16 protein-coding genes are annotated in these 19,196 nt (G+C 65.0%); 9 read left to right on the top strand and 7 right to left on the bottom strand.

Features of this window, described 5'->3' with window-relative positions; genetic code table 11:
* Positions 1-6: 6 nt before the first annotated feature.
* Positions 7-1,854 (bottom strand): acyltransferase family protein, encoded by a 1,848-nt coding sequence (locus tag M2320_RS11220; protein ID WP_264597345.1) that lies wholly within the window; start codon positions 1,852-1,854, stop codon positions 7-9.
* A gap of 174 nt (positions 1,855-2,028) precedes the next feature.
* Between M2320_RS11220 and M2320_RS11215 the strand changes: the two genes are divergently transcribed.
* From M2320_RS11215 to minE, 4 genes are all read left to right on the top strand, one after another.
* Positions 2,029-2,760, top strand: coding sequence for an FkbM family methyltransferase (locus M2320_RS11215; protein WP_264597344.1), 732 nt, complete (start codon positions 2,029-2,031; stop codon positions 2,758-2,760).
* Between the two features lie 211 nt (positions 2,761-2,971).
* Positions 2,972-3,718 carry a septum site-determining protein MinC gene (minC, locus tag M2320_RS11210; protein WP_264597343.1) on the top strand — a complete coding sequence of 249 codons (747 nt, stop codon included), beginning with the start codon at positions 2,972-2,974 and terminating at the stop codon, positions 3,716-3,718.
* Positions 3,719-3,731: 13 nt separating this feature from the next.
* On the top strand, positions 3,732-4,547 hold the full coding sequence (minD, locus tag M2320_RS11205; protein WP_264597342.1) for a septum site-determining protein MinD: 816 nt from the start codon (positions 3,732-3,734) through the stop codon (positions 4,545-4,547).
* Entirely contained in the window at positions 4,544-4,840 is a 297-nt protein-coding gene (gene minE, locus M2320_RS11200; RefSeq protein WP_184428964.1) for a cell division topological specificity factor MinE, read from the top strand. Before minD ends, minE begins: the two co-directional genes overlap by 4 nt.
* Before the next feature lie 57 nt (positions 4,841-4,897).
* Here the strand turns inward: minE and ypfJ are convergent, their stop codons facing one another.
* From ypfJ to mutY, 3 genes are all read right to left on the bottom strand, one after another.
* Positions 4,898-5,806 carry a KPN_02809 family neutral zinc metallopeptidase gene (gene ypfJ, locus M2320_RS11195; protein ID WP_264597341.1) on the bottom strand — a complete coding sequence of 303 codons (909 nt, stop codon included), beginning with the start codon at positions 5,804-5,806 and terminating at the stop codon, positions 4,898-4,900.
* Between the two features lie 101 nt (positions 5,807-5,907).
* On the bottom strand, positions 5,908-6,177 hold the full coding sequence (locus M2320_RS11190; protein WP_184428961.1) for an Imm74 family immunity protein: 270 nt from the start codon (positions 6,175-6,177) through the stop codon (positions 5,908-5,910).
* 19 nt (positions 6,178-6,196) lie between these two features.
* On the bottom strand, positions 6,197-7,294 hold the full coding sequence (mutY, locus tag M2320_RS11185) for an A/G-specific adenine glycosylase (protein ID WP_264597340.1): 1,098 nt from the start codon (positions 7,292-7,294) through the stop codon (positions 6,197-6,199).
* A gap of 17 nt (positions 7,295-7,311) precedes the next feature.
* On the opposite strand from mutY, the gene M2320_RS11180 reads away from it, so the two are divergent.
* Positions 7,312-7,821: a DUF721 domain-containing protein gene (locus tag M2320_RS11180; RefSeq protein WP_319801429.1), complete on the top strand. Its 510-nt coding sequence runs from the start codon at positions 7,312-7,314 to the stop codon at positions 7,819-7,821.
* Between the two features lie 195 nt (positions 7,822-8,016).
* Here M2320_RS11180 and M2320_RS11175 read toward each other — a convergent pair whose 3' ends face one another.
* From M2320_RS11175 to M2320_RS11165, 3 genes are all read right to left on the bottom strand, one after another.
* Entirely contained in the window at positions 8,017-10,356 is a 2,340-nt protein-coding gene (locus tag M2320_RS11175) for an Orn/Lys/Arg decarboxylase N-terminal domain-containing protein (protein ID WP_184428955.1), read from the bottom strand.
* 86 nt (positions 10,357-10,442) lie between these two features.
* Complete coding sequence (locus M2320_RS11170) at positions 10,443-11,891, bottom strand: lipopolysaccharide biosynthesis protein (RefSeq protein ID WP_264597339.1); 1,449 nt, start codon at positions 11,889-11,891, stop codon at positions 10,443-10,445.
* Positions 11,892-12,028: 137 nt separating this feature from the next.
* A complete protein-coding gene (locus M2320_RS11165; RefSeq protein ID WP_264597338.1) occupies positions 12,029-13,273 on the bottom strand; it encodes an O-antigen ligase family protein in 1,245 nt (414 codons plus the stop codon).
* 181 nt (positions 13,274-13,454) lie between these two features.
* Between M2320_RS11165 and M2320_RS11160 the strand changes: the two genes are divergently transcribed.
* The 4 genes from M2320_RS11160 (at position 13,455) to M2320_RS11145 (ending at position 19,141) form a co-directional block, all read left to right on the top strand.
* Positions 13,455-14,783, top strand: a complete 1,329-nt coding sequence (locus M2320_RS11160; protein WP_264597337.1) for an acyltransferase family protein — start codon at positions 13,455-13,457, stop codon at positions 14,781-14,783.
* A gap of 137 nt (positions 14,784-14,920) precedes the next feature.
* Positions 14,921-15,886, top strand: coding sequence for a glutathione synthase (gene gshB / locus M2320_RS11155; protein ID WP_264597336.1), 966 nt, complete (start codon positions 14,921-14,923; stop codon positions 15,884-15,886).
* 59 nt (positions 15,887-15,945) lie between these two features.
* Complete coding sequence (locus tag M2320_RS11150) at positions 15,946-18,681, top strand: [protein-PII] uridylyltransferase (protein WP_425540675.1); 2,736 nt, start codon at positions 15,946-15,948, stop codon at positions 18,679-18,681.
* Between the two features lie 16 nt (positions 18,682-18,697).
* Positions 18,698-19,141, top strand: a complete 444-nt coding sequence (locus M2320_RS11145) for a CopD family protein (RefSeq protein WP_184428945.1) — start codon at positions 18,698-18,700, stop codon at positions 19,139-19,141.
* Positions 19,142-19,196: the final 55 nt, after the last annotated feature.

Raw genomic sequence — 19,196 nt, 5'->3', positions numbered from 1 at the left:
TTTCGCTCAGGGAAGACCCATCTTACGCGCCAAAAAGCGGGCGCCGGCCTCGGTAAGGTGGTCGCGATCAAACAGCAGCGGCGTAACCCCGTCCGCATAAAGGGCGCACGCGCCGTCAGCGCAGATCAGATCAACCAGCGAAACATAGTCGACGCCAAGTTCCGCCATTTTCGCCGCCATGGCGCGATCCCGCGCGAAACTAGCGGCGGTGCGGCCGTCTTCGATGCGCTTGGGGTCGTCGAGTCGGATCGATTCCGCGATCAGGCGCGGCAAGGCGACATCATATTCGACGACGGGGCCGACCACGGTCGTCGCTATGCCCAAATCCTTCAGGCGCGCCAGCGTCGCCGGCAGCCGCGAAATCTCCGCGGCGCTCCAGCGCGCTTGCAGGATGACGCGCACAACGGGGCGTCCCGGCAAATAATCGTCGAACACAAAACCCATCAGCGAGCGGCACACCGGCGAGGCGAAGGCGGCGTCATTCACCAGCGGCTTGCATCCCGGCCCCGCCGCCAGCAGCAACGTGCGGTCGGGATAGACGTCGCTCAGGCCCATCCACAGGCGCGCGGCGTGACTGTCGCCCAGCACCAGAATGGCGCCGGGTTTTGCCGCAAGGCACGCCTCCGGCTCGAACTGGCGCCAGCTCTCGGCGAAACAGCCGTGACGTCTGATGCGATCATTCCCGGAATCGTTCAGAAAAGCCGCGACCGCCGCAGCTTCAGGCGGATAGCGCCGGGCCAGTCCGTCCGACGCCAGCAGGCCCCAGGCGGCGGCGACCGAAGCCGCCATGGCCGCCGCCGCGCCCTGGAGGACGGGACGCGGCGGTTTGAGGGCAAGCCCCCGCCGGAACGGCGTCTCGATGAAGCGCCAGGAGAGCACGGCGACGCCGAAGGACAGGGCGACCACGATATAGCGCCCCAGTTTGTGCGGCGCGTTCAGCAGCAGCGCGCCGGTCTCGTGCTGGAACACGATCAGCGGCCAATGCCAGAGATAGAAGGAATAGGAGATCAGCCCGACGAACACGATCGGCCGCAGCGACAGCAGACGGCCGACAAAAGTCGCGCCGCTCGCCCCCGCGACCATCACCGCCAGCGCGCCGAAAACCGGGAGCGTGGTGGCGAACAGCCAGGGCGTGTTGTCGTCGAAGCGCGAGGCGGCGACCAAGATGGCGACGAGACCCGCCGCGCTCAAAAAATTGCGCGGCGCGGCGCCCTCAATTTTCCCGAAAGCGCCGAGCGCCCCAAGCGCCCCAAGGGAAAGCTCCCAGAACCGGAACGGCATCCAGTAAAACGCCTGGATCGGGTGGGAGAGCGACACCCAGGCGCCCGCGGCGAGCGACAGCGTCGAAAGCAGGGCCAAGGCCGCCTTCATCCTGTGGGGCGCAAGCCTTTGCGCCGTCACTAGAAACAGCGGGAAGACCAGATAAAACTGCTCCTCGACGCCGAGCGACCAGGTGTGCAGCAGCGGCTTGCTCAGCGCCGGCGCATCAAAATAGCCGGATTGCCCGGCGAAAAAGATGTTGGAGACCGAGGTCGCCGCCGCCGCCAGCGACCAGGCGAAATCCTTCATTTCCGGCGGCGTCAGCACGAAACAGGCGCCAACGGCGGTCGCGAGCAGCATGGCGAACAGGGCAGGAAAAATGCGCAGCACGCGGCGTTTATAAAAACCGGCGATGCTGAAGCGGCCCGCCTCGATGTCGGCGGCGATCATGCCGGTGATCAGATAGCCCGAGATGACGAAGAACACGTCGACGCCGACATAGCCGCCGCGCATGAAATAGAAATGCGCGTGATAGAGCACGACCGGCACGACCGCGATCGAGCGCAAGCCATCGATATCCGGTCTGTACCTCAACCCGGTCGCCTCCAACCCAGGCGCCAGACCTCGCCGACCCCTGTCCGGGCCGATTCGGAAAGGCTTCTCGCGGCGCCAGAGGATGCCCCCCTCATAAGCCCAGCACAAGCCAGTCGCTCTAAACAAGGGGTGCGCGCGCCCGTGCTCGGAGCCGAAAGCGCACGGGGGGACACCATGCGATACACATTCGAAAATCCGTTCATCCAGCACGAATGCAGGCGCCTCGCCGTGGACAACGCGCCGATCGCGACGCACATGTACGAGAGCTACGCCCAGTGCAACGAGGACATGATCGTCGAATCGATCCTGCGCGCCGCCGCCTTTCGCGCGGGCCGGCCGATGAATGCGCTGCGCTACATGGAAATCGGCGCGAATCACCCGGTTCAGACCAGCTCGACCTATCTGCTCAATCGCCTTCACGGCGCCTCCGGCGTGCTCGTCGAGGCCAATCCCCGCCTGATCGAAAATCTGAAGCGATGCCGCCCCAACGACATCGTCCTCAATTACGCGGTCACCGCCGCGCCCGTGGCTTCGGTCGACATCTTCGTCCATGAGAAGAACGAGCTCACCTCGATGTCGCGGGAGCACATCGACCTGTTCAAGAGCTTTGGCGGAGCCGGCGGCATTGTCGAAACCGTTTCGGTGGAGGCGATCGAGATCAACGCGCTGATGAAGAAATATTTTGGCGAACGCCTCGACTTCCTGTCCGTCGATGTGGAGGGATTCGATCTCGATCTCATCAGGGCGATGGACCCGGTTTTCCAACCGCTGCTCATCCAATGCGAACACGAGGGCAAGCTCGACGCCTTTGGCGCGGCGCTCGGCGCGAAGGGCTATGCGCTCTGCGCGGTCACCGACGTGAACGCCCTGTTCGTCAAAGCCGGCGTCCTGGCCGCCGCCGCCTGACCCCCCCCCCGGATTCGCGCCGCGCCGTGCAGGACGGCCGGCCGGACCGCAACGCCACGCCGCCTAACCCATTGAAATGCGTCATGCTGAAAAACCCGCGCCGCCCGATTTTCCCGAGACTCCGCAGCCCGCACTCGCGAAAGGTTGCAATTGTTAATCTTTTATCAACGTTTCTTCATCATGGTTAACCAATCGTCAATGGGATGAATCGATGAACGCCCACGTGCGCTCCACCAACACGCTGAACTTGCGGACGCATTCGCTGATTGCGTTCGTCCTGCAGCCTGTGGAACCGCTGGAGGATTGGTTGGTCGTGCTCGACGGATGGCTGTCGCGCTCGCCGAATTTCTTCGCCAACAAGCCGATCATCCTCGACCTGTTGCTGCTCGACATTCCCCTGCGCGCCTATCGGGACTTTCTGAGCCAGCTGACGCGCCGCCACATTCGCGTCATGGGGGTCGAAAACCCCAATCCCGCGCTGGTCGGCCCGCATCTGCCGCCGACCGTGACCGGCGGCGTGCCGACCAAACCCGAACAGGCGGAGGAAGGCGACGCGCCCCAGGCGGAAGCCCAGACCCAAGCCGAGGCGCGGCCGCAGGCTCAGACGCTGGAACGACATTCGGGGTGCAGCCAGACCCTGTTCATCGATTCGCCGGTGCGCTCGGGCCAGTCGATTTCCAATCTCGCGGGCGACATCACCATTATCGGGCGCGTGGCCTCGGGCGCCGAAATCATCGCCGGCGGCTCCGTCCATGTCTATGGCGCCGTTCAGGGCCGCATCTTCGCCGGCGTCTCCGGCATTCCGGACGCGCGCATCTTCTGCACGGAGGCGCGCGCCGAGCTGCTTTGCGTCGGCGGCGCCTATGTGACCGCGGAAGGCATGGACCCGAAGACCGAGGGCAAGAGCATCGAGGTCCGACTGGCTGAAACCGATCTCGCAATCAGGATCTTGAATTGAACAGGGGCGTGCAATGAGCAAAGTCGTTGTGGTGACTTCGGGAAAAGGCGGAGTTGGCAAGACAACCTCGACGGCCGCGCTCGGCGCGGCGCTGGCGAGGTCCGGCAACCGGGTTTGCGTGGTCGATTTCGACGTGGGGCTGCGCAATCTCGATCTGGTGATGGGCGCCGAGCGCCGGGTCGTCTATGACCTCATCAATGTCGCCAATGGCGACGCCAAGCTGGCGCAGGCGCTGATCCGCGACAAGCGCGTGGAGACGCTCAGCCTGCTCGCGGCGTCGCAGACCCGCGACAAGGACGCCCTGTCGGAAGAAGGCGTGGCGCGCGTCGTCGCCGAATTGCGCGGCCTCTTCGACTATGTGCTGTGCGACAGCCCGGCGGGCATCGAGCGCGGCGCCCTGCTGGCGATGCGCTTCGCCGACGAGGCGGTGGTGGTCACCAACCCGGAAGTCTCCTCCGTCCGCGATTCCGATCGGATCATCGGCCTGCTCGATTCGAAAACCCTGCGCGCCGAGCAGGGCCACCGCATCCAGAAGCAATTGCTGCTGACCCGCTTCGACGCGGGCCGCGCCAGCCGCGGCGAAATGCTCGGCGTCGCCGATGTGCTGGAGATCCTGTCGATCCCGCTGCTCGGGATCATTCCGGAAAGCGAAGAGATTCTGCGCGCCTCCAACGTCGGCGCCCCCATCACCATCAACGCCGCGACCAGCCAAGCGGGACGCTCCTACGAGGATGCGGCGCGCCGTCTGATGGGCGAAACCGTGCCGATGCTCGTCCCCGGCGAGAAGAAATCCCTCCTCAACCGCATTCTCGGCCGGAGGGCGGCATGAGTCTTTTCGGCCTGTTCAAGCCGCGCGCAGCCACCGCGCCGGTCGCGCGCGAACGCTTGCAAATCCTCCTGGCGCATGAACGCGTCGCCCTGGGTCCCGACAATCTCATCGCCATCCTGCGCGATGAAATCCTGGCGACCATCGCCAAACATGTCGAGATTGCGCCTGAGGCCGTGAAGGTCACGATGGGGCAACAGGGAGCGGTCTCCACATTGGAAATCGATGTGGACATTCCGACCGAAAAAATCACCGCCAGCCTGGCGCGTCAGATGCCGACTAAAGCCGTCGCGTAACGGGGTGTAACGTGCAGGCGCCAGGCGGTTCGACCGCCTGGCGCCGCGTTTTTTTGATCAGCCCTGCCGCCCAAACGTGTTACATGCGTCGATGCGGCCCGACTGCAAGCCCCGTTGGAGCCACTGCACACGCTGAGCCGCCGAGCCATGCGTGAAGGAGTCTGGCACAACATACCCCCGCGAGCTTTCCTGAAGCTTATCGTCGCCAATGGCCTGGGCGGTGGCGATCGCCTTCTCGATGTCGCCGGGCTCCAGAATTTGCCATTTCTGGTTGGCGTTGGCGGCCCAGACCCCGGCGAAACAATCGGCCTGCAATTCGATGCGCACGGAAATGGCGTTGGCCTGCCGGGGATCGTCAGCGTTCTGCTGGGCGTTCTGCCATTTCGACAGGATGCCGAGCAGGTTTTGCACGTGGTGGCCCATTTCGTGGGAGATCACATAGGCATAGGCGAAATCGCCGCCGCCGCCGAACTTCTGCTTCATCTCGCGGAAGAACGAGGTGTCGAGATAGATTTTCCGGTCTTCGGGGCAATAGAACGGCCCCATGGCCGACCGCGCCTTGCCGCAGGCCGAGCGGGTCGCGCCGTTGAACATCACCACCGTGGCGGGGGTGAAGCGGACATTCGCCTGCTGCGGCAGCACGACTTTCCAGACATCCTCGTTTTGCGCGACGATGGCGGCGACGAATTGCCCGATGCGGTCCTGGGGCGCGCCGACCTTGCCCTGCGGCGCGCTCTGGTATTGCTGCCCGCCCGAGGACATGTGCGACACCATTTCGGCGCCGCCGATCAGCACGCGGGGATCGATGCCCAGGGCATAGCCGATGATGCCGAGCACCACCATGGCGCCGAGCCCGAGATGGCCGGAGGAGCCGCCGCCGCCAAAACCGCCGCCGCCCGCATCCGCATAATCGGACCCGCGACGATCCTCGATGTTTTCGGACTGGCGGAAATCTTCCCATTTCATGGCGGCGCGCTCCGTTCGCTTCAAGGCGGTTTTAGCAGGCGGAACAGTTTTTAGGGAAGGGCTCCCCCCTCCCCCGCCGAAGCGGGGCGAGGGAACAAAAATCACTCGTAGGCGACCACCAGCCCCATGCGCTCGAAGGCCTCGTCGATCGCCTCCAGAATGCGCTGCAATTCGTCCATTTCGATTTCGGCGTCGTCGTCGGGAGGGTCCCAGCAGACGATGTCGTCGAGATCGACGAAAAAGTCCGCCTCATCCTCGGCGTCCGCCGGCTTGGGCGAAGGCAGGATGGTGCGCACCTTCCCCTTCCAGCTCACGCGGATCGCGCCTTCCGTCAGCGCGACCTCCGGCCTGTCGCCGCGTTTCCTGGTCATGCCGTCTCTCCCCGCCCCATCATGCCGGCTTTCCCGCCACGTGCAAGTCCATTGCCTTAAACGCGCAAGTCTCGACCTTGCGCATCACGCTCGGCAGCGCCGCCGCGCTCAAATCTTGCGCGGCGATCCAGAACCCGGTCTCGGGCGCCACGAAATCGGCCGGCGCCGCCGCGACGAACACGCCGAGTCTCAGGGCGAAATGGGTGAAGACATGGTCGATTTCGCCGGCGAACCGCCAATTGGCGCGCGCGCAAGGGGAGGCCTCCGTCTGTTGCGCGGCCCAGTCCCCGTCCCGCCCCTCGCGCCAATCCGTGCCGAAAAATTCGGTCATGCCGCCCAAAAGCCCGCGCGCGGGCCGCCGGCGCGCCAAAACCGCGCCATCGGCGCGGCGCAGCACGAAAACCGCGCCGCGCTTGAACGGACGCGCCTTCTTCGGCGGCTTCTTGGGAAAATCCAGCGGATTTCCCGCCTCGGCCGCACGACAAAAATGCGCCAGCGGACAGATCAGGCAGCCGGGCGACCGCGGCGTGCACACGGTCGCGCCCAAATCCATCATCGCCTGGGCGAAATCGCCGGGCCGGTTTTTGGGCAGAACCGCCGCGACGAAATCGGAAATCTGCTTCTTGGCCGCCGACGGCGGCGTCTCCAGCGCCAGCAGCCGCGCGACCACGCGCTCGACATTGCCGTCGACAGCCGGCGTCGGCCGGTCGAAGGCGATGGCGGCGATGGCGCCGGCCGTATAGGGCCCCACCCCCGGCAAGCGGCGCAAGTCGTCCTCATGCGCGGGAAAGGCGCCGCCATGCTCCGCGACGATTTTTTGCGCGCAAGCGTGCAGGTTTCGGGCGCGGGAATAATAGCCCAGGCCCGCCCAGGCTTTTAAGACCTCTTCAAGCGGCGCCGCCGCCAAGTCGCCCACGCGAGGCCAAAGCGCGCGAAATTTTTCGAAATAGGCGCGCACGGCCGCGACGGTGGTCTGCTGCAGCATGATTTCCGACAGCCAGACGGAATAGGGGTCCGGCGTTTCCCCCGGAAGCGCGCGCCACGGCAGGTCGCGACGGGCCTTGTCGTACCAGGCCAGGAGAGCCGGGCCGATTTCACTCTTGCTTTTGCGTGTCACGGCCGCACAATGGCTTGGTGATCAAGAGAAAGAAAGCCTCCTTCCCAAAACCGCTGGCGGAATTCGTCGGCGCGGCCGTCGATCCCGTGCTGGCGAAACAAGGGTTTGGCCAATCGAGCCTGATCCTGCATTGGGACGACATTGTCGGCAAAAGGCTGGCGGAGTGCTGCGAACCGATCAAGCTGCAATGGCCGCCGCGCCCGCGCGAGCGCGCGCCCGACGCGGCCGTCGAACCGGCGACGCTGGTGCTGCGGGTGATCGGCGCGATGGCGCTCGAGGTCCAGCACATGGCGCCGCAGATTTTGGAGCGGGTCAACGCCCATCTCGGCTGGCGCGCGGTGGGCCGCCTCGCGATTCGCCAGGGCCCGCTGGAGCGCGCCGCCGGCCCGACGCTGGTCGCCCCGCCCGACCCGGAAGCGGTGGCCGAAGCCAGCCGCGCCACCGAAGGGATAGACGATGATGGCCTGCGCAAGGCCCTGATCCTGCTGGGCGCGCGGGCGATGCGCGGACGCGCCGGAGGCGTTTAGCCGCGACTCCTACGCTTTCGAGCTTTATCGGCGCCTTCACGCCGTCATCGCGAGCGCAGCGAAGCAATCCACTCCTCGCGCGACGAATGCGCAAAATATACGGTACAGCGATGCAATCGCCGGTTTTCTGGATTGCTTCGCTGCGCTCGCAATGACGATTGATATAGCGAGGCGAACCAATCGCCTCGCCCTATCTCACTCCGGGTCGGCCACATAGGCGTGGAACCGGATCACGCCGTTCTCGTCGACCTCGCGATGCAGACCCTGGATTTCCGCTTCAAAACCCGGGAACAGGTTGGCGCCGCGCTCAAAAGTCTTGAGATATTCCAGCATCGGCTTGGCGCGATCGTCCAAAATCTCGCCCGGCGCGATGGTGGCGATCCCCGGCGGATAGACCACGAACAAAGTGGTGGCGATCTTGCCGTACATTTCGTCGAGCGGCAGGTAATGCACCTGATTGCGGGTCAGCTTTTGCACCGCCTCCTGGGGCCGCATGACTTTTGTCGGCAGATGTTCGGGCCGGAACTGGCGGCGCTGCAAATCCGAGGTGGCCGCCGCCTTGTAAAAGGCGTGCATCTGACCGCAGAGGTCGCGCAAACGCATTTTCGCATATTTCTGCGGACGGCGCGCGACGAATTCGGGGATCACGTCTTCCAGCGGCGCGTTTTCGTCATGATAGGTTTTGAACGCCACCAAGGCCGAGATCAGCGCGCCGGCCTTGCTCGACTCCACGCCCGGGGTGAGCAGGAACAGCAGCGAATTGAGGTCGTTCTTTTCGGCGACGATGCGGTTTTCGCGCAAATATTGCGCGACGATCGGCGCGGGCACGCCGTGGTCGAGATATTCGCCGGTCTTGCGATTGAAGCCGGGGGTGATCAGCGTGAGCTTGCAGGGATCGGTCAGCGCGTAATTTTCGGCCACGTGTTGAAACCCGTGCCAGCGGGCGCCCGGCGCAAAGGTCCAGTAGGACGAGTTCTCGGCGAGATCGTCGGTCGGCACGTCCTCCCAGGCCATCCAGCCGTCTTCGGTTTCGACCTCGTCGGGGACGAAGGGGTCGAAGAACCAGCCATTGGCCTTGTCCTTGGCCTTTTCGACAAATTCCTGTCCGAGCGCCCTGATTTTCTTGCGGATTTCGATGCCGAGGCGAATGGTGTCGTCCCACAGCACCACGCCGGATTTCCCCTTCATCATCTGCGCGCCGACATCGAGCGAGGCGAACAGCGGATAAAACGGCGAGGTCGAGGCGTGAATCAGAAACGTCTCGTTGAAGCGCTTGTGCTCGACGCGGCGGCTCTGGCCCTTGATGTGGCGATCCTTGAAGTGGATTTGCGAGGCCTGGGAGAAGCTTGCGAGCTGTTTATGCGTCGATTGCGTGGCGATGATGCCAGGCGCGTTCGGCCCGAGATTTTGCAGCCCCATCGCGAAATGGCCGGCAAAGATCGGGTGGAACTTCATGAAGCCCGCCCAAGCCTCGTCAAACAAGATGTAATCGCAGAGATGGCCGATTTTTTCGAGGATCAACTCGGCGTTGTAGATCGTGCCGTCGTAAGAGCATTGCTCGATCACCGCGACGCGGAACGGACGCTCGCGCTGCCAGGCCTCGGGGTCCTCGACCAGCGGATTGTTGCGGATTTTTTCGCGAATGGCCTTTTCGTCCAACGCCTCGTAATCGATGGGGCCGATCAAACCGAAGGCGTTGCGGTCGGTTTCCAGATAAATCGGCACGCCGCCGCCGAGCATGAGCGCGCCGTGATGTGCGGCCTTGTGGTTGTTGCGGTCAAACAGCACGAGATCGCCGGGCGCGACCAGGGCGGACAAGACCACCTTGTTGGAGGTCGAGGTGCCGTTGAGCACAAAATAGGTGCGCTCCGCGCCAAAAATTTTTGCGGCTTCTTTTTGCGCACGAAGCGCCGGGCCTTCGTGGGTGAGGAGGTCGCCGAGGTCGAGCACGGAATTGTCGAGGTCGTCGCGAAAAATCGCTTCGCCCAAATGCTCGACAAAAATGCGGCCAATCGGGCTGCGGCTGTAAAAAACGCCGCCGTTGTGGCCGGGGCAGGTCCACAGCATGTTGCCTTCTTCGGCATAATCGACGAGTTCGCCGAAGAACGGGGTTTTCATCGTCTCGGCATATTGCTTCAACCGCGAGACAAGATTTTTGGCGATAAACTCCGGGGTTTCCTCGGCCAAAAAGACATAGCCGTCGACATTGTCGAGCACGTCGATGGGCAGGTCTTCAAAACGCTTGCGGCGCACCAGCAGGATGATCGGCATTTCCAGGCCGCGCTTGCGCACATAGGAAATGAGCCCCGCCGTCTTGGAGTTCATCCCCTTCTTGCCCCAGTCGACGATCATGCAGCCGATGGCCGCGTCGGTCTTGATCGCCAGCTCGGCATCCTCGACGCGCCGCGCCCGGGTGACCTCAAAGCCAGATTTTTCCACCGCCAGCACGATCTGGTCGAGCCGCGTGCCTTCCAGCTCGTCCGGGTCGAACGAGGGCGCGCAGAGCAAAAAGTTGAACCGGCGGAAATAGTCCATGGCGATCCCTGAAGGCGTGATCGAGCGTCTATGGTCGGGGTGAGTGACCGTTTGATGAAGCCCTATAAAGCAAACGCGGCGTAAAGCTATCCAAGCCTGTTGAAAAGCTTTTCACGCCAGGGCGCGAGGGCGACGAGTCGGGCCAAAGCCGGGCGGAACAGGCCGCCGGGATCGAGGGCGAGCAGGACAAGGCCGAAGATTCCGGCGCCGGCTGCCGCCGTCGCCAGCAATCCGAACAGCGCCGGCTGGAGGTCGCGGGTGAGGCTCATGGCGCCGGTGGCGCAAAGCCCCGCCGCGGCGACGCCGGCGAGATCGCGAAAGCGCGGCCAGCTGTCGCGCCAGCGCCAGGTGAGGCCGAGCATCAGCGCAAATCCCGCCCCAAGGCTGACGGTGTGGACCAGGGCGTAGCCGGCGACGTCGGCAGGCGGCGCCAGCAGCAGCCAGCCGATGTCGAGCGCCGTCGCGCCAAAACCCGCGACCATCACCACATGGGTGCGCCCTTCGATCTGGGCGATCGGGTTGAGGCAGAATTGTCCGAGGCAATACAGCCCGACGCCCGGCGTCAGGATGAAGGCGAGGTGAGCAAAATCCTCGCGGAAGGCCGCCGGCGCGACCGCGGCGGCGAAGGCCGGCATGGCCGCCATATAGCCGGCGCACAGCAGGGTGAAAGCCGCGAAAATGAGCAGGCCGTTGCGCCGGAGCTGCGCCTTCGCGGCCTGCGCGCCGCCGACCGCCTTCTGACGCACGGCGAGCTGGAACAGATGGATGTCGAGCGCCGCGCCCGCCACCAGCATCAGCCGCAGCGTCACTTCGGTCGCAAGCGACAATTTGCCCGCCGCGGCAAAACCGAGCCCCGCCGCGGCAAGGCTGCGGTTGGCGAGGACCACGCCCTGGTAGAACAGGCTGGCGAGCGCGACCGGCATGCCATAGCGCAGGGAATCGCCGATATGCGCCATCCGGGCGCAGGTGAGCCGGGCGGCGGGGTCGCGGGCCTGGCCGCGCAGCAGCAGGGTCGCGGCGAGCGCGCTCACGCCGGCGAGCGCCATCACGTCAAGGGGATCGCGGGTCCAGAAGGCCGCGCCGACCATGGCGGCGAAGGCCAGCGCGTTTTTCAGGATCACCAGCGCGCTATAGGCTTTGTTGCGGAACCGGGCGCGCAGCAGCGCGCAGGCATAGTCGAACACGCCATTGGCGATGGCGACCAGCGCGATGGCGGCGATCATGCCGGCGCCCAGGCCAGCGTCGACGCCGAGCGCGACCAGACCCGCCGTCGCCGCCGCCAGCAGCGCGGCGACGGCCAGATAGCCCGCATCGAGCGAGGCGCGCAGCTCCGGCGCGGTTTCGCGCGTCTCCTCGCGATAGCGCAGGATGGCGGAAAGCTTGAGCCAGTCGAACAGCAGCAGCGCGAGCGCCACGGAGGCCGAGAAGGCGACGGAGAACCGCCCATAGGCTTCCGGCCCCAATCCGGCCGCCACGGCAAGCCCGAGCGCGAAATTCAGGGCCGCATTGACCATGAAGGTGACGATGATCAGCATGAGCCGGCGCCCGCTTGCGTTCCGACAGGCTGTCGCGCCACTGACGGCATGGCTCTCCCTCCCTTCGGCCTGCGCCCGAGACTAGGGCGAAAAATTGAGCGAAGTCTTAGCGGCCTCTTGGCGGCTTCTTGGCGGGCCTAAGGCGCGGCGCCCTCGGGATCGCCGCGCGCCAGCCAGCGCCGGCGCGCCGCCTCGATGCCCCAGACCGCGCCGAGCGACATGTGGAACATGCGCCAGTGGTCGATGTCGATCTGAATGCCCTGGACGAAATAGACGAAAGTGGTGGGAAACAGGATTTGCGCTTGCCGCATCCAGGGGTGGCGGGTCAGGCACTGCCGGAAGCCGATGGCGAGAGCGCCGGCCGCCATGGCGATAAAGGCGAAGCCGCCGAGCCAGCCGTCGGAGGCGAAGGCGTTGATGTAGGAATTGTGCGGCGCCTGCGGGAAGGAGAGGATGAAGCGCATCGGCCCGAAGCCCGTCGGCCGCTCCGTCAGCATCGGCAGCGAGCGCAACTGGTTGCCGAAGCGCCCATAGGGGCCGCTGTCGTAATCCTGCTGAACGGCGGCGCGGATGAAGAAGAATTCGCGCACGCTGTCGACCGAAAGCGCACCGGCGACGCCAACCAGGACGGTGAGCGCCGTCGCCGCGGCGCCGCCGACGATCATCCTGCGCATCCGCCGTGAATCGGCGGTGCGATAGAGGCAGAACACCATCAGGCCGGTCGCGATCATCCAGGCGCCCCAGGAGCCGCGCGAAAAGGTCAGGAACAGCGCCGCGAGGATCAGCCCGAGATTGGGCAGCGTCAGCCAGAGATAGCGCAAGCGGCCGAGCAGCAGGCGCTGGGTCAGATAGAGCGCGCCGGCGACCAGATAGGAGCCCAGCACGTTGGGGTCCTTGAACGGCGCGGTGGCGCGGCCGTTCAGGACCCAGGCGCTCTCCTCGCCGCCCGCCGCCAGCCAGGTCGCCACGGCCACCGCCGCCGCCAGCACGCAGCTGATCGTATAGCCGCTCAGCAGCAGGTCGAGCCGCCGCGTGGAATCCTGCGACGTGTACAAAGCGAAGAACACGCCCGTCGTGGCGAGATAGAACGAGGTGAGCACATGGGCCACCGGGTCCGTCTCGTTCCAATAGGGAACCAGGGAGATGAAGGCGCCGAGCACCCAGAGCGACAATGCCAGCACATAGGGCAAGACGGCTCGATGGATGGAGAAGCCGCCGAAGGCCCAGAGCGCCATGGTGACCAGGATCATGACGTCGTAGGGCGACGGCTCGAAGAAGACCACGGAGCCGCAGCACATGGTGAGCCAGAGCATGCCGTCCGTCAGCTTCGCGGCCAGACGCCGCGACGGCGGCGCGGAAGGAATGACAAAGGTTTCGCTCATGCGCGTCCATCCGGGTGAGCGGCGAAAGAAGGTTAAAACATTGTGCATAAGAACCGTTAACAAACCCGCGCCAGCTCGGGGCTGATCCGGGTCACGGATGGTTAAGCCTAGAATGGGTTTTTTCCCGATTTTGTCCTGTCGTGTGAGATCGTTGCTGTCATTTGCTTTCACCGACGCGCCGATGGCTCTCCAAAACCTGCTTTCTCTCGCCGCCTCCCTGCCGACGCGCCTGCAGCGGCGCCTGTCCGGCGGCGTCTATCGGCCCGAGGTCGACGGCTTGCGTTTCCTGGCCATCGCCATTGTCGTGGTCGGCCATTTCGTCGAGCGCGCGCTGCGATTCTTCCCCGCGGCGGCGGAGCAGCGCGACTCGCTCGTCGTCGAATGGATCGGGCGGCCCGGATTGGGCGTCCAGCTGTTCTTCTGCGTCAGCGGCTTCATTCTTGCGGGACAGGCGATGCGCTCCCGGCATGGGCCGCTCACCGGCGCCTTCCTGCGCGGCTACCTGTCGCGGCGCGTGCTGCGCATCGAGCCGCCCTATCTGATCCTGCTGTTTGTCACCTTCGCCGCGATTACGCTCACCGGCTATCATCCGCAAGGGACGAATCATTTCGCCGCGCCGCCGGACTCGCTGACCGCCAGCCTGTTCGGCTCGATCTTCTACCTGCACGGCCTGATCTGGGGCTCCTTCCCCCGGCTGTTCCCGCCGGGCTGGTCGCTCGAGGTCGAGGTGCAGTTCTATCTGCTCGCGCCCCTGCTGTTCTTCCTCTATTTCGGCCTGACCCGCGCCTGGGCGCGCGGACTGTGCGGGGCCGCCCTGCTCGCCGCCGGCGTGATCGCCTCGACGTTTCCGCCGCGCACGCTGGGCGGGCTCGACGTCTATTACAGCATCCTGCGCTTCTTCCAGTTCTTCTGGCTCGGCATCCTGCTGGCGCATGGGCGCGAGGCGATCGCGGCCGCAATGGGCCGCCTGCCCCGGCCCCTGGTCGGCGCGGCGGGATTTTTTGCGCTGTTCGTCTTCCTGGCGATCCCCAATCCGCCCGAACATCCCGTCACGCTTTCCGCCCTCGCCTCCGGCCTGAGCTTGCGCGCGCTGACACTCGCCGCGACGGCGACCATGTTCGCCTGCGTGCTCGCGCCCGCCTCGGCCTTCCGCAGTTTTTGCGCCTATCCCTGGATCAGCCTGATCGGCGGCGCCTGCTATTCGATCTATCTGACGCATTTGCAGACCCTGCAATTCGTCACCGGCCAGATCGCCAAGCGCGTCCCCGACAGCCCGCTCGCCGCAATCGCGCTTTATGGCGCGCTGGAAATCCTGCTGGTCCTGGCGGTCGGCCTCGCCTATTACGCCGTGATCGAACGCACGTTCATGATCCGGGACTGGCCGTCGCGGTTTTGGAACGCCTGCGCTTCGCGCCTGCGCGCCGGGCGGACGGCGCAATCCCCGCCGGAACAGCTGGACGACGCGCCACACGGCTTGCGCGCAAATGTCGCGGTCGAGAGCAAAAGTTGACCCGTCCTGAATATGGGATAGCTTTCGCGATCCAAAGCAGCAATGGTCCTGCACGCTTGAATCGCGGCTCGAAAAAAGCCGGCGTCGTCGCCATGTTTCAGCGCTGCGCTTGTGAATGACCCGGACGAGGGAATGGAATGGCTGAGATCGCCCGCATCGCCGTACAGATGGACCCGATCGAGCGGATCAACATCGCCGGCGACTCCACTTTCGCCCTGCTGCTCGAAGCGCGGGCGCGCGGTTTCGAGATTCTCTACTACACGCCGGACAAACTTTCGCTGCGCGGCCGCGATGTCGTAGCGACGGCGCAAACCCTGGCGGTCCGCGACATCGCCGGCGACCATTTCACCCTAGGCACGCCGCGCGACATTTTTTTGCGCGACATGGATGTCGTCCTTCTGCGCCAGGACCCGCCCTTCGACCTCTCCTACATCACCTCCACCCATCTCCTGGAAAAGATCGGCGGCGACACCCTTGTCGTCAACGATCCCGTCAGCGTGCGCAACGCGCCGGAAAAACTGTTCGTGATGGATTTCCCGGAGCTTATGCCGCCGACCCTGATCACCCGCGACCGCGCGGCCATCGACGCCTTTCGCGAGGCGCATGGCGAAGTGGTGATGAAGCCGCTGCACGGCCATGGCGGCGCGGCGGTGTTCCGCCTGCAGCGCCAGGACGCCAATTACGGCTCGCTCTACGACCTGTTCGCCACCTCGTTCCGCGAGCAATGGGTGGTGCAGAAATTCCTGCCCGAAGTCAAAAAGGGCGACAAGCGCATCATTCTCGTCGACGGCCAGCCGCGCGGCGCAATCAACCGCGTGCCCGCCGAAAACGACATCCGCTCCAATATGGTGCGCGGCGGCGCGGCGGAGGCGACCGAACTGACGGAGCGCGAACAGGAGATTTGCGCAACGATCGGTCCGGAACTGAAGCGGCGCGGGCTGGTTTTCGTCGGCATCGACGTGATCGACGGCTGGCTGACGGAAATCAACGTGACCTCGCCCACCGGCATCAGGGCGATCAAGCGCACCGGCGGCCCCGACCTCGCGGTCGCCATCTGGGATGCGATCACGGTGCGGAAAGCGGCGGCGAGGAAGGGACCATGAACGTTCAGACCGCGCCGGCCGCGCACGGCAAATGGAACGGGCCGCGCATGGACCTGCCGATGAAGGCGCTGATCGACCGCGCCGGCATTGATGCGAAAATCGCCGGGCTGGCGGCGCTCCACGGCGACAATATTCAAAGCCTGCGCAAGGCGGCGGTCGACGTGTTCGCCGATGCGCTCGCTCATGGCGCGGCGGTGGCGCGGGCCGAGCTGGAATCGGGCGGCGGCGGCCTCGCCTGCGGCGCGCATCTCGCCTATGTCGAGGATGAGGTTCTTCGCGCCATCCACGATTGCGTGGTCAAATATATCGCGCCCTCCCAGTCGAAACTCTGCATCGTGGCGGTGGGCGGCTATGGGCGCGGAGCGCTGGCGCCCGGCTCCGACATCGACCTGCTGTTCCTGCTCGACGGCAAGGGGCGCGCCCGCTCCGAGTCGGTGGTCGAGGCCATGCTCTATTTCCTCTGGGATCTCAAGCAGAAGGTCGGCCACGCCACCCGCAGCGTCGAAGAGTGCCTGAAACAGGCGCGCGCCGACATGACCATCCGCACCACCCTGCTGGAAACCCGCTACATCCTCGGCGACGAGGCCCTGCTCGACCAGTTGAGCGCGCGGTTCGATCAGGAGATCGTGCGCAACAGCGCGCCGGAATTCGTCCAGGCCAAGCTGACCGAGCGCGAGGAGCGCGTGCGCCGCGCTGGCTCATCCCGCTATTTGGTCGAGCCCAACGTCAAGGAGGGCAAGGGGGGCCTGCGCGACCTCAACACCCTGTTCTGGATCAGTAAATACACGTACAGGGTCCGCGACGTCGACGCGCTGGTCGCCGCGGGCCTGTTCAGCGAGCAGGAATTGCGCCTGTTCCACCGCTGCGAGAATTTCCTGTGGTCGGTGCGCTGCCACATGCATTTTTACACCGGCCGCGCCGAGGAACGGCTGAGCTTTGATCTGCAAAGGGTGCTCGCCGAAAAAATGCGCTTCAAGGCGGCGGCGGGCGTCCCCGGCGTCGAGCGCTTCATGAAGCGCTATTTCGTCACCGCCAAACATGTCGGCGACCTCACCAACATCGTCTGCGCCGCCCTGGAGGAGCGCCAGGCCAAGCCGCGCGCCATGTTCGACCGCGTGTTCGGCTCGCTGCGCCGGAAAAAGCCGCGCGACCTCGGCCCGTTCGCCATCGAGACCGACCGCGTCACCGTGGCCTCCAACGACATTTTCGAGCGCGATCCCGTCAATCTGATCCGGCTGTTCTGGGTCGCCGCGCATAACGAACTGGCGATCCACCCGGACGCGTTGCGCCTGGTGACGCAAAGCCTGCCGCGCATCGACGCCAAGCTGCGCGCCTCTCCCGAGGCCAACCGCCTGTTCCTGGAAATCCTGATCAATCCGCAGTCGAACGAGCGCGCGCTGCGGCTGATGAACGAAGCCGGGGTTTTTGGCCGTTTCATCACCGAATTCGGCCGCGTCGTCGCGATGATGCAGTTCAACATGTACCACCATTATACGGTGGACGAGCACACGCTGCGGGCTCTGCGAGAACTGGCTTCGGTGGAGCTCGGCCATTACAAGACCGAACTGCCGCTCACCAGCGAGCTGATGCCGACCATCACCCACCGGCGCGCGCTCTATCTGGCGGTGCTGCTCCACGACATCGCCAAGGGCCGCCCCGAGGACCATTCAATCGCCGGCGCGGCGCTGGCGCGCAAGATCGGGCCACGCCTCGGCCTCGACGACGCCGAGACCGAGACCTGCGCCTGGCTGGTCGAGGAACACCTGACCATGTCGAACATCGCGCAGAGCCGCGATCTCGCGGATCCCCGCACGATCCAGGCCTTTGCGGATAAGGTGCAGACCATCGAGCGCCTGAAAATGCTGGCCATTCTCACCGTCTGCGACATCAGGGCCGTCGGCCCCGGCGTCTGGAACGGCTGGAAGGGCGAGCTGTTGCGCACGCTCTATTGGGAGACGGAGCTGGTCCTGGCCGGCGGCCATTCCTCCGTGGACCGCAAGGGGCGGGTCGAGCGCTCGCAGCGCGAGCTGCGCGAAAAACTGCCGGCCTGGTCCGATCCGGAATTCGCCGATTATGTCGCGCGGCATTATCCGGCCTATTGGCTCAAGGTCGATCTGCCGCACAAGATTCAGCACGCGCAATTGCTCTACGCCTCGGCGGTCGAGCTGAATTCGCTGGCGACCGAATATACCACCGACGCGTTTCGCGGCATCACCGAACTCACCGTGGTCGCGCCCGACCATCCGCGCCTGCTGTCGATCATCGCCGGCGCCTGCGCCGTCTGCGGCGCCAATATTGTCGACGCCCAGGTGTTCACCACCGCCGACGGTCTGGCGCTCGACACGATCAGCATCAGCCGCGCCTTCGAGCGCGACGAGGACGAGCTGCGCCGCGCGAAACGGGTGGCGAAGTCGATCGAGCAGGCGTTGCGCGGCGAGGTTCGCGTCACCGAATTGCTGGCGGACAAGGCGAAGACTGCGCCCGACCGCGCCGCGACCTTCCACGTGCCGGCCGACGTCATCATCGACAACAGCCTGTCGCGCAAGTACAGCGTGGTCGAGGTCTCCGGCCTCGACCGCGTCGGCCTGCTGCACGATTTGACATTCGCCCTGTCGAAGTTGAATTTGAACATCGCCTCCGCCCATATCGTCACCTTCGGCGAAAAGGCGGTGGACGCCTTCTATGTCACGGACCTGACGGGGGCGAAGGTGACCAATCCCGCCCGGCAAGCGGCCTTGCGGCGACACCTGACCGAGGTGTTCGCCCCAAAAGCGCGCGCGGCGAAGACGGCATAGGAATTCGGAGCTTGAAATGATCGGTTGGTTGGGTGACGGCTACCTTTGGGTGAAGGCCGCGCATGTCGCGATTGTGTTCTTCTGGATCGCCGGGCTGTTCGCCCTGCCCCGTTATCTCATCTACATGCACTCGACCAAGCCGGGCTCGGTGGAGGAGGCGCAATGGACCTCGCGCTGCAACCGCCTGCGCAACATCATCCTGACGCCGGCGCTGATCCTGTCATGGATTTTCGGCCTGTCGCTGGCCTTCAACATCGGTTTTTCCGGCAATCTCTGGCTGCACTGGAAGATCGGAATCGTCGTGCTGCTGTCGATCTACCATATGTGGATGGTGCGCCTGGGCAAGAAGATGAGCCTGGGCCAGCGGCCGGTCGCGGAAAAGACCCTGCGCATCGCCAATGAGGCGCCGGCCCTGGCGACCATTGCGATCGTGATCTTCGTCATCGTGCGGCCGTTCTGACCTGAAAACGCGCCGCCCCTTGGCCTTGGCTTGATTTTTGGGGCCTTCGGTCCCA

Origin of the sequence: Rhodoblastus acidophilus (assembly GCF_025961575.1) — a bacterium.
In the GTDB taxonomy this organism is placed as follows: domain Bacteria; phylum Pseudomonadota; class Alphaproteobacteria; order Rhizobiales; family Beijerinckiaceae; genus Rhodoblastus; species Rhodoblastus acidophilus_C.
This window is presented reverse-complemented; position numbering and strand designations above follow the sequence as displayed.

Coding starts and splice junctions, on each gene's coding strand:
- M2320_RS11215 (WP_264597344.1), top strand. CDS start 2,029: ATGCGATACACATTCGAAAATCCGTTCATCCAGCACGAATGCAGGCGC.
- minC (WP_264597343.1), top strand. CDS start 2,972: ATGAACGCCCACGTGCGCTCCACCAACACGCTGAACTTGCGGACGCAT.
- minD (WP_264597342.1), top strand. CDS start 3,732: ATGAGCAAAGTCGTTGTGGTGACTTCGGGAAAAGGCGGAGTTGGCAAG.
- minE (WP_184428964.1), top strand. CDS start 4,544: ATGAGTCTTTTCGGCCTGTTCAAGCCGCGCGCAGCCACCGCGCCGGTC.
- ypfJ (WP_264597341.1), bottom strand. CDS start 5,806: ATGAAATGGGAAGATTTCCGCCAGTCCGAAAACATCGAGGATCGTCGC.
- M2320_RS11190 (WP_184428961.1), bottom strand. CDS start 6,177: ATGACCAGGAAACGCGGCGACAGGCCGGAGGTCGCGCTGACGGAAGGC.
- M2320_RS11175 (WP_184428955.1), bottom strand. CDS start 10,356: ATGGACTATTTCCGCCGGTTCAACTTTTTGCTCTGCGCGCCCTCGTTC.
- M2320_RS11170 (WP_264597339.1), bottom strand. CDS start 11,891: ATGCTGATCATCGTCACCTTCATGGTCAATGCGGCCCTGAATTTCGCG.
- M2320_RS11165 (WP_264597338.1), bottom strand. CDS start 13,273: ATGAGCGAAACCTTTGTCATTCCTTCCGCGCCGCCGTCGCGGCGTCTG.
- M2320_RS11160 (WP_264597337.1), top strand. CDS start 13,455: ATGGCTCTCCAAAACCTGCTTTCTCTCGCCGCCTCCCTGCCGACGCGC.
- gshB (WP_264597336.1), top strand. CDS start 14,921: ATGGCTGAGATCGCCCGCATCGCCGTACAGATGGACCCGATCGAGCGG.
- M2320_RS11150 (WP_425540675.1), top strand. CDS start 15,946: ATGAAGGCGCTGATCGACCGCGCCGGCATTGATGCGAAAATCGCCGGG.
- M2320_RS11145 (WP_184428945.1), top strand. CDS start 18,698: ATGATCGGTTGGTTGGGTGACGGCTACCTTTGGGTGAAGGCCGCGCAT.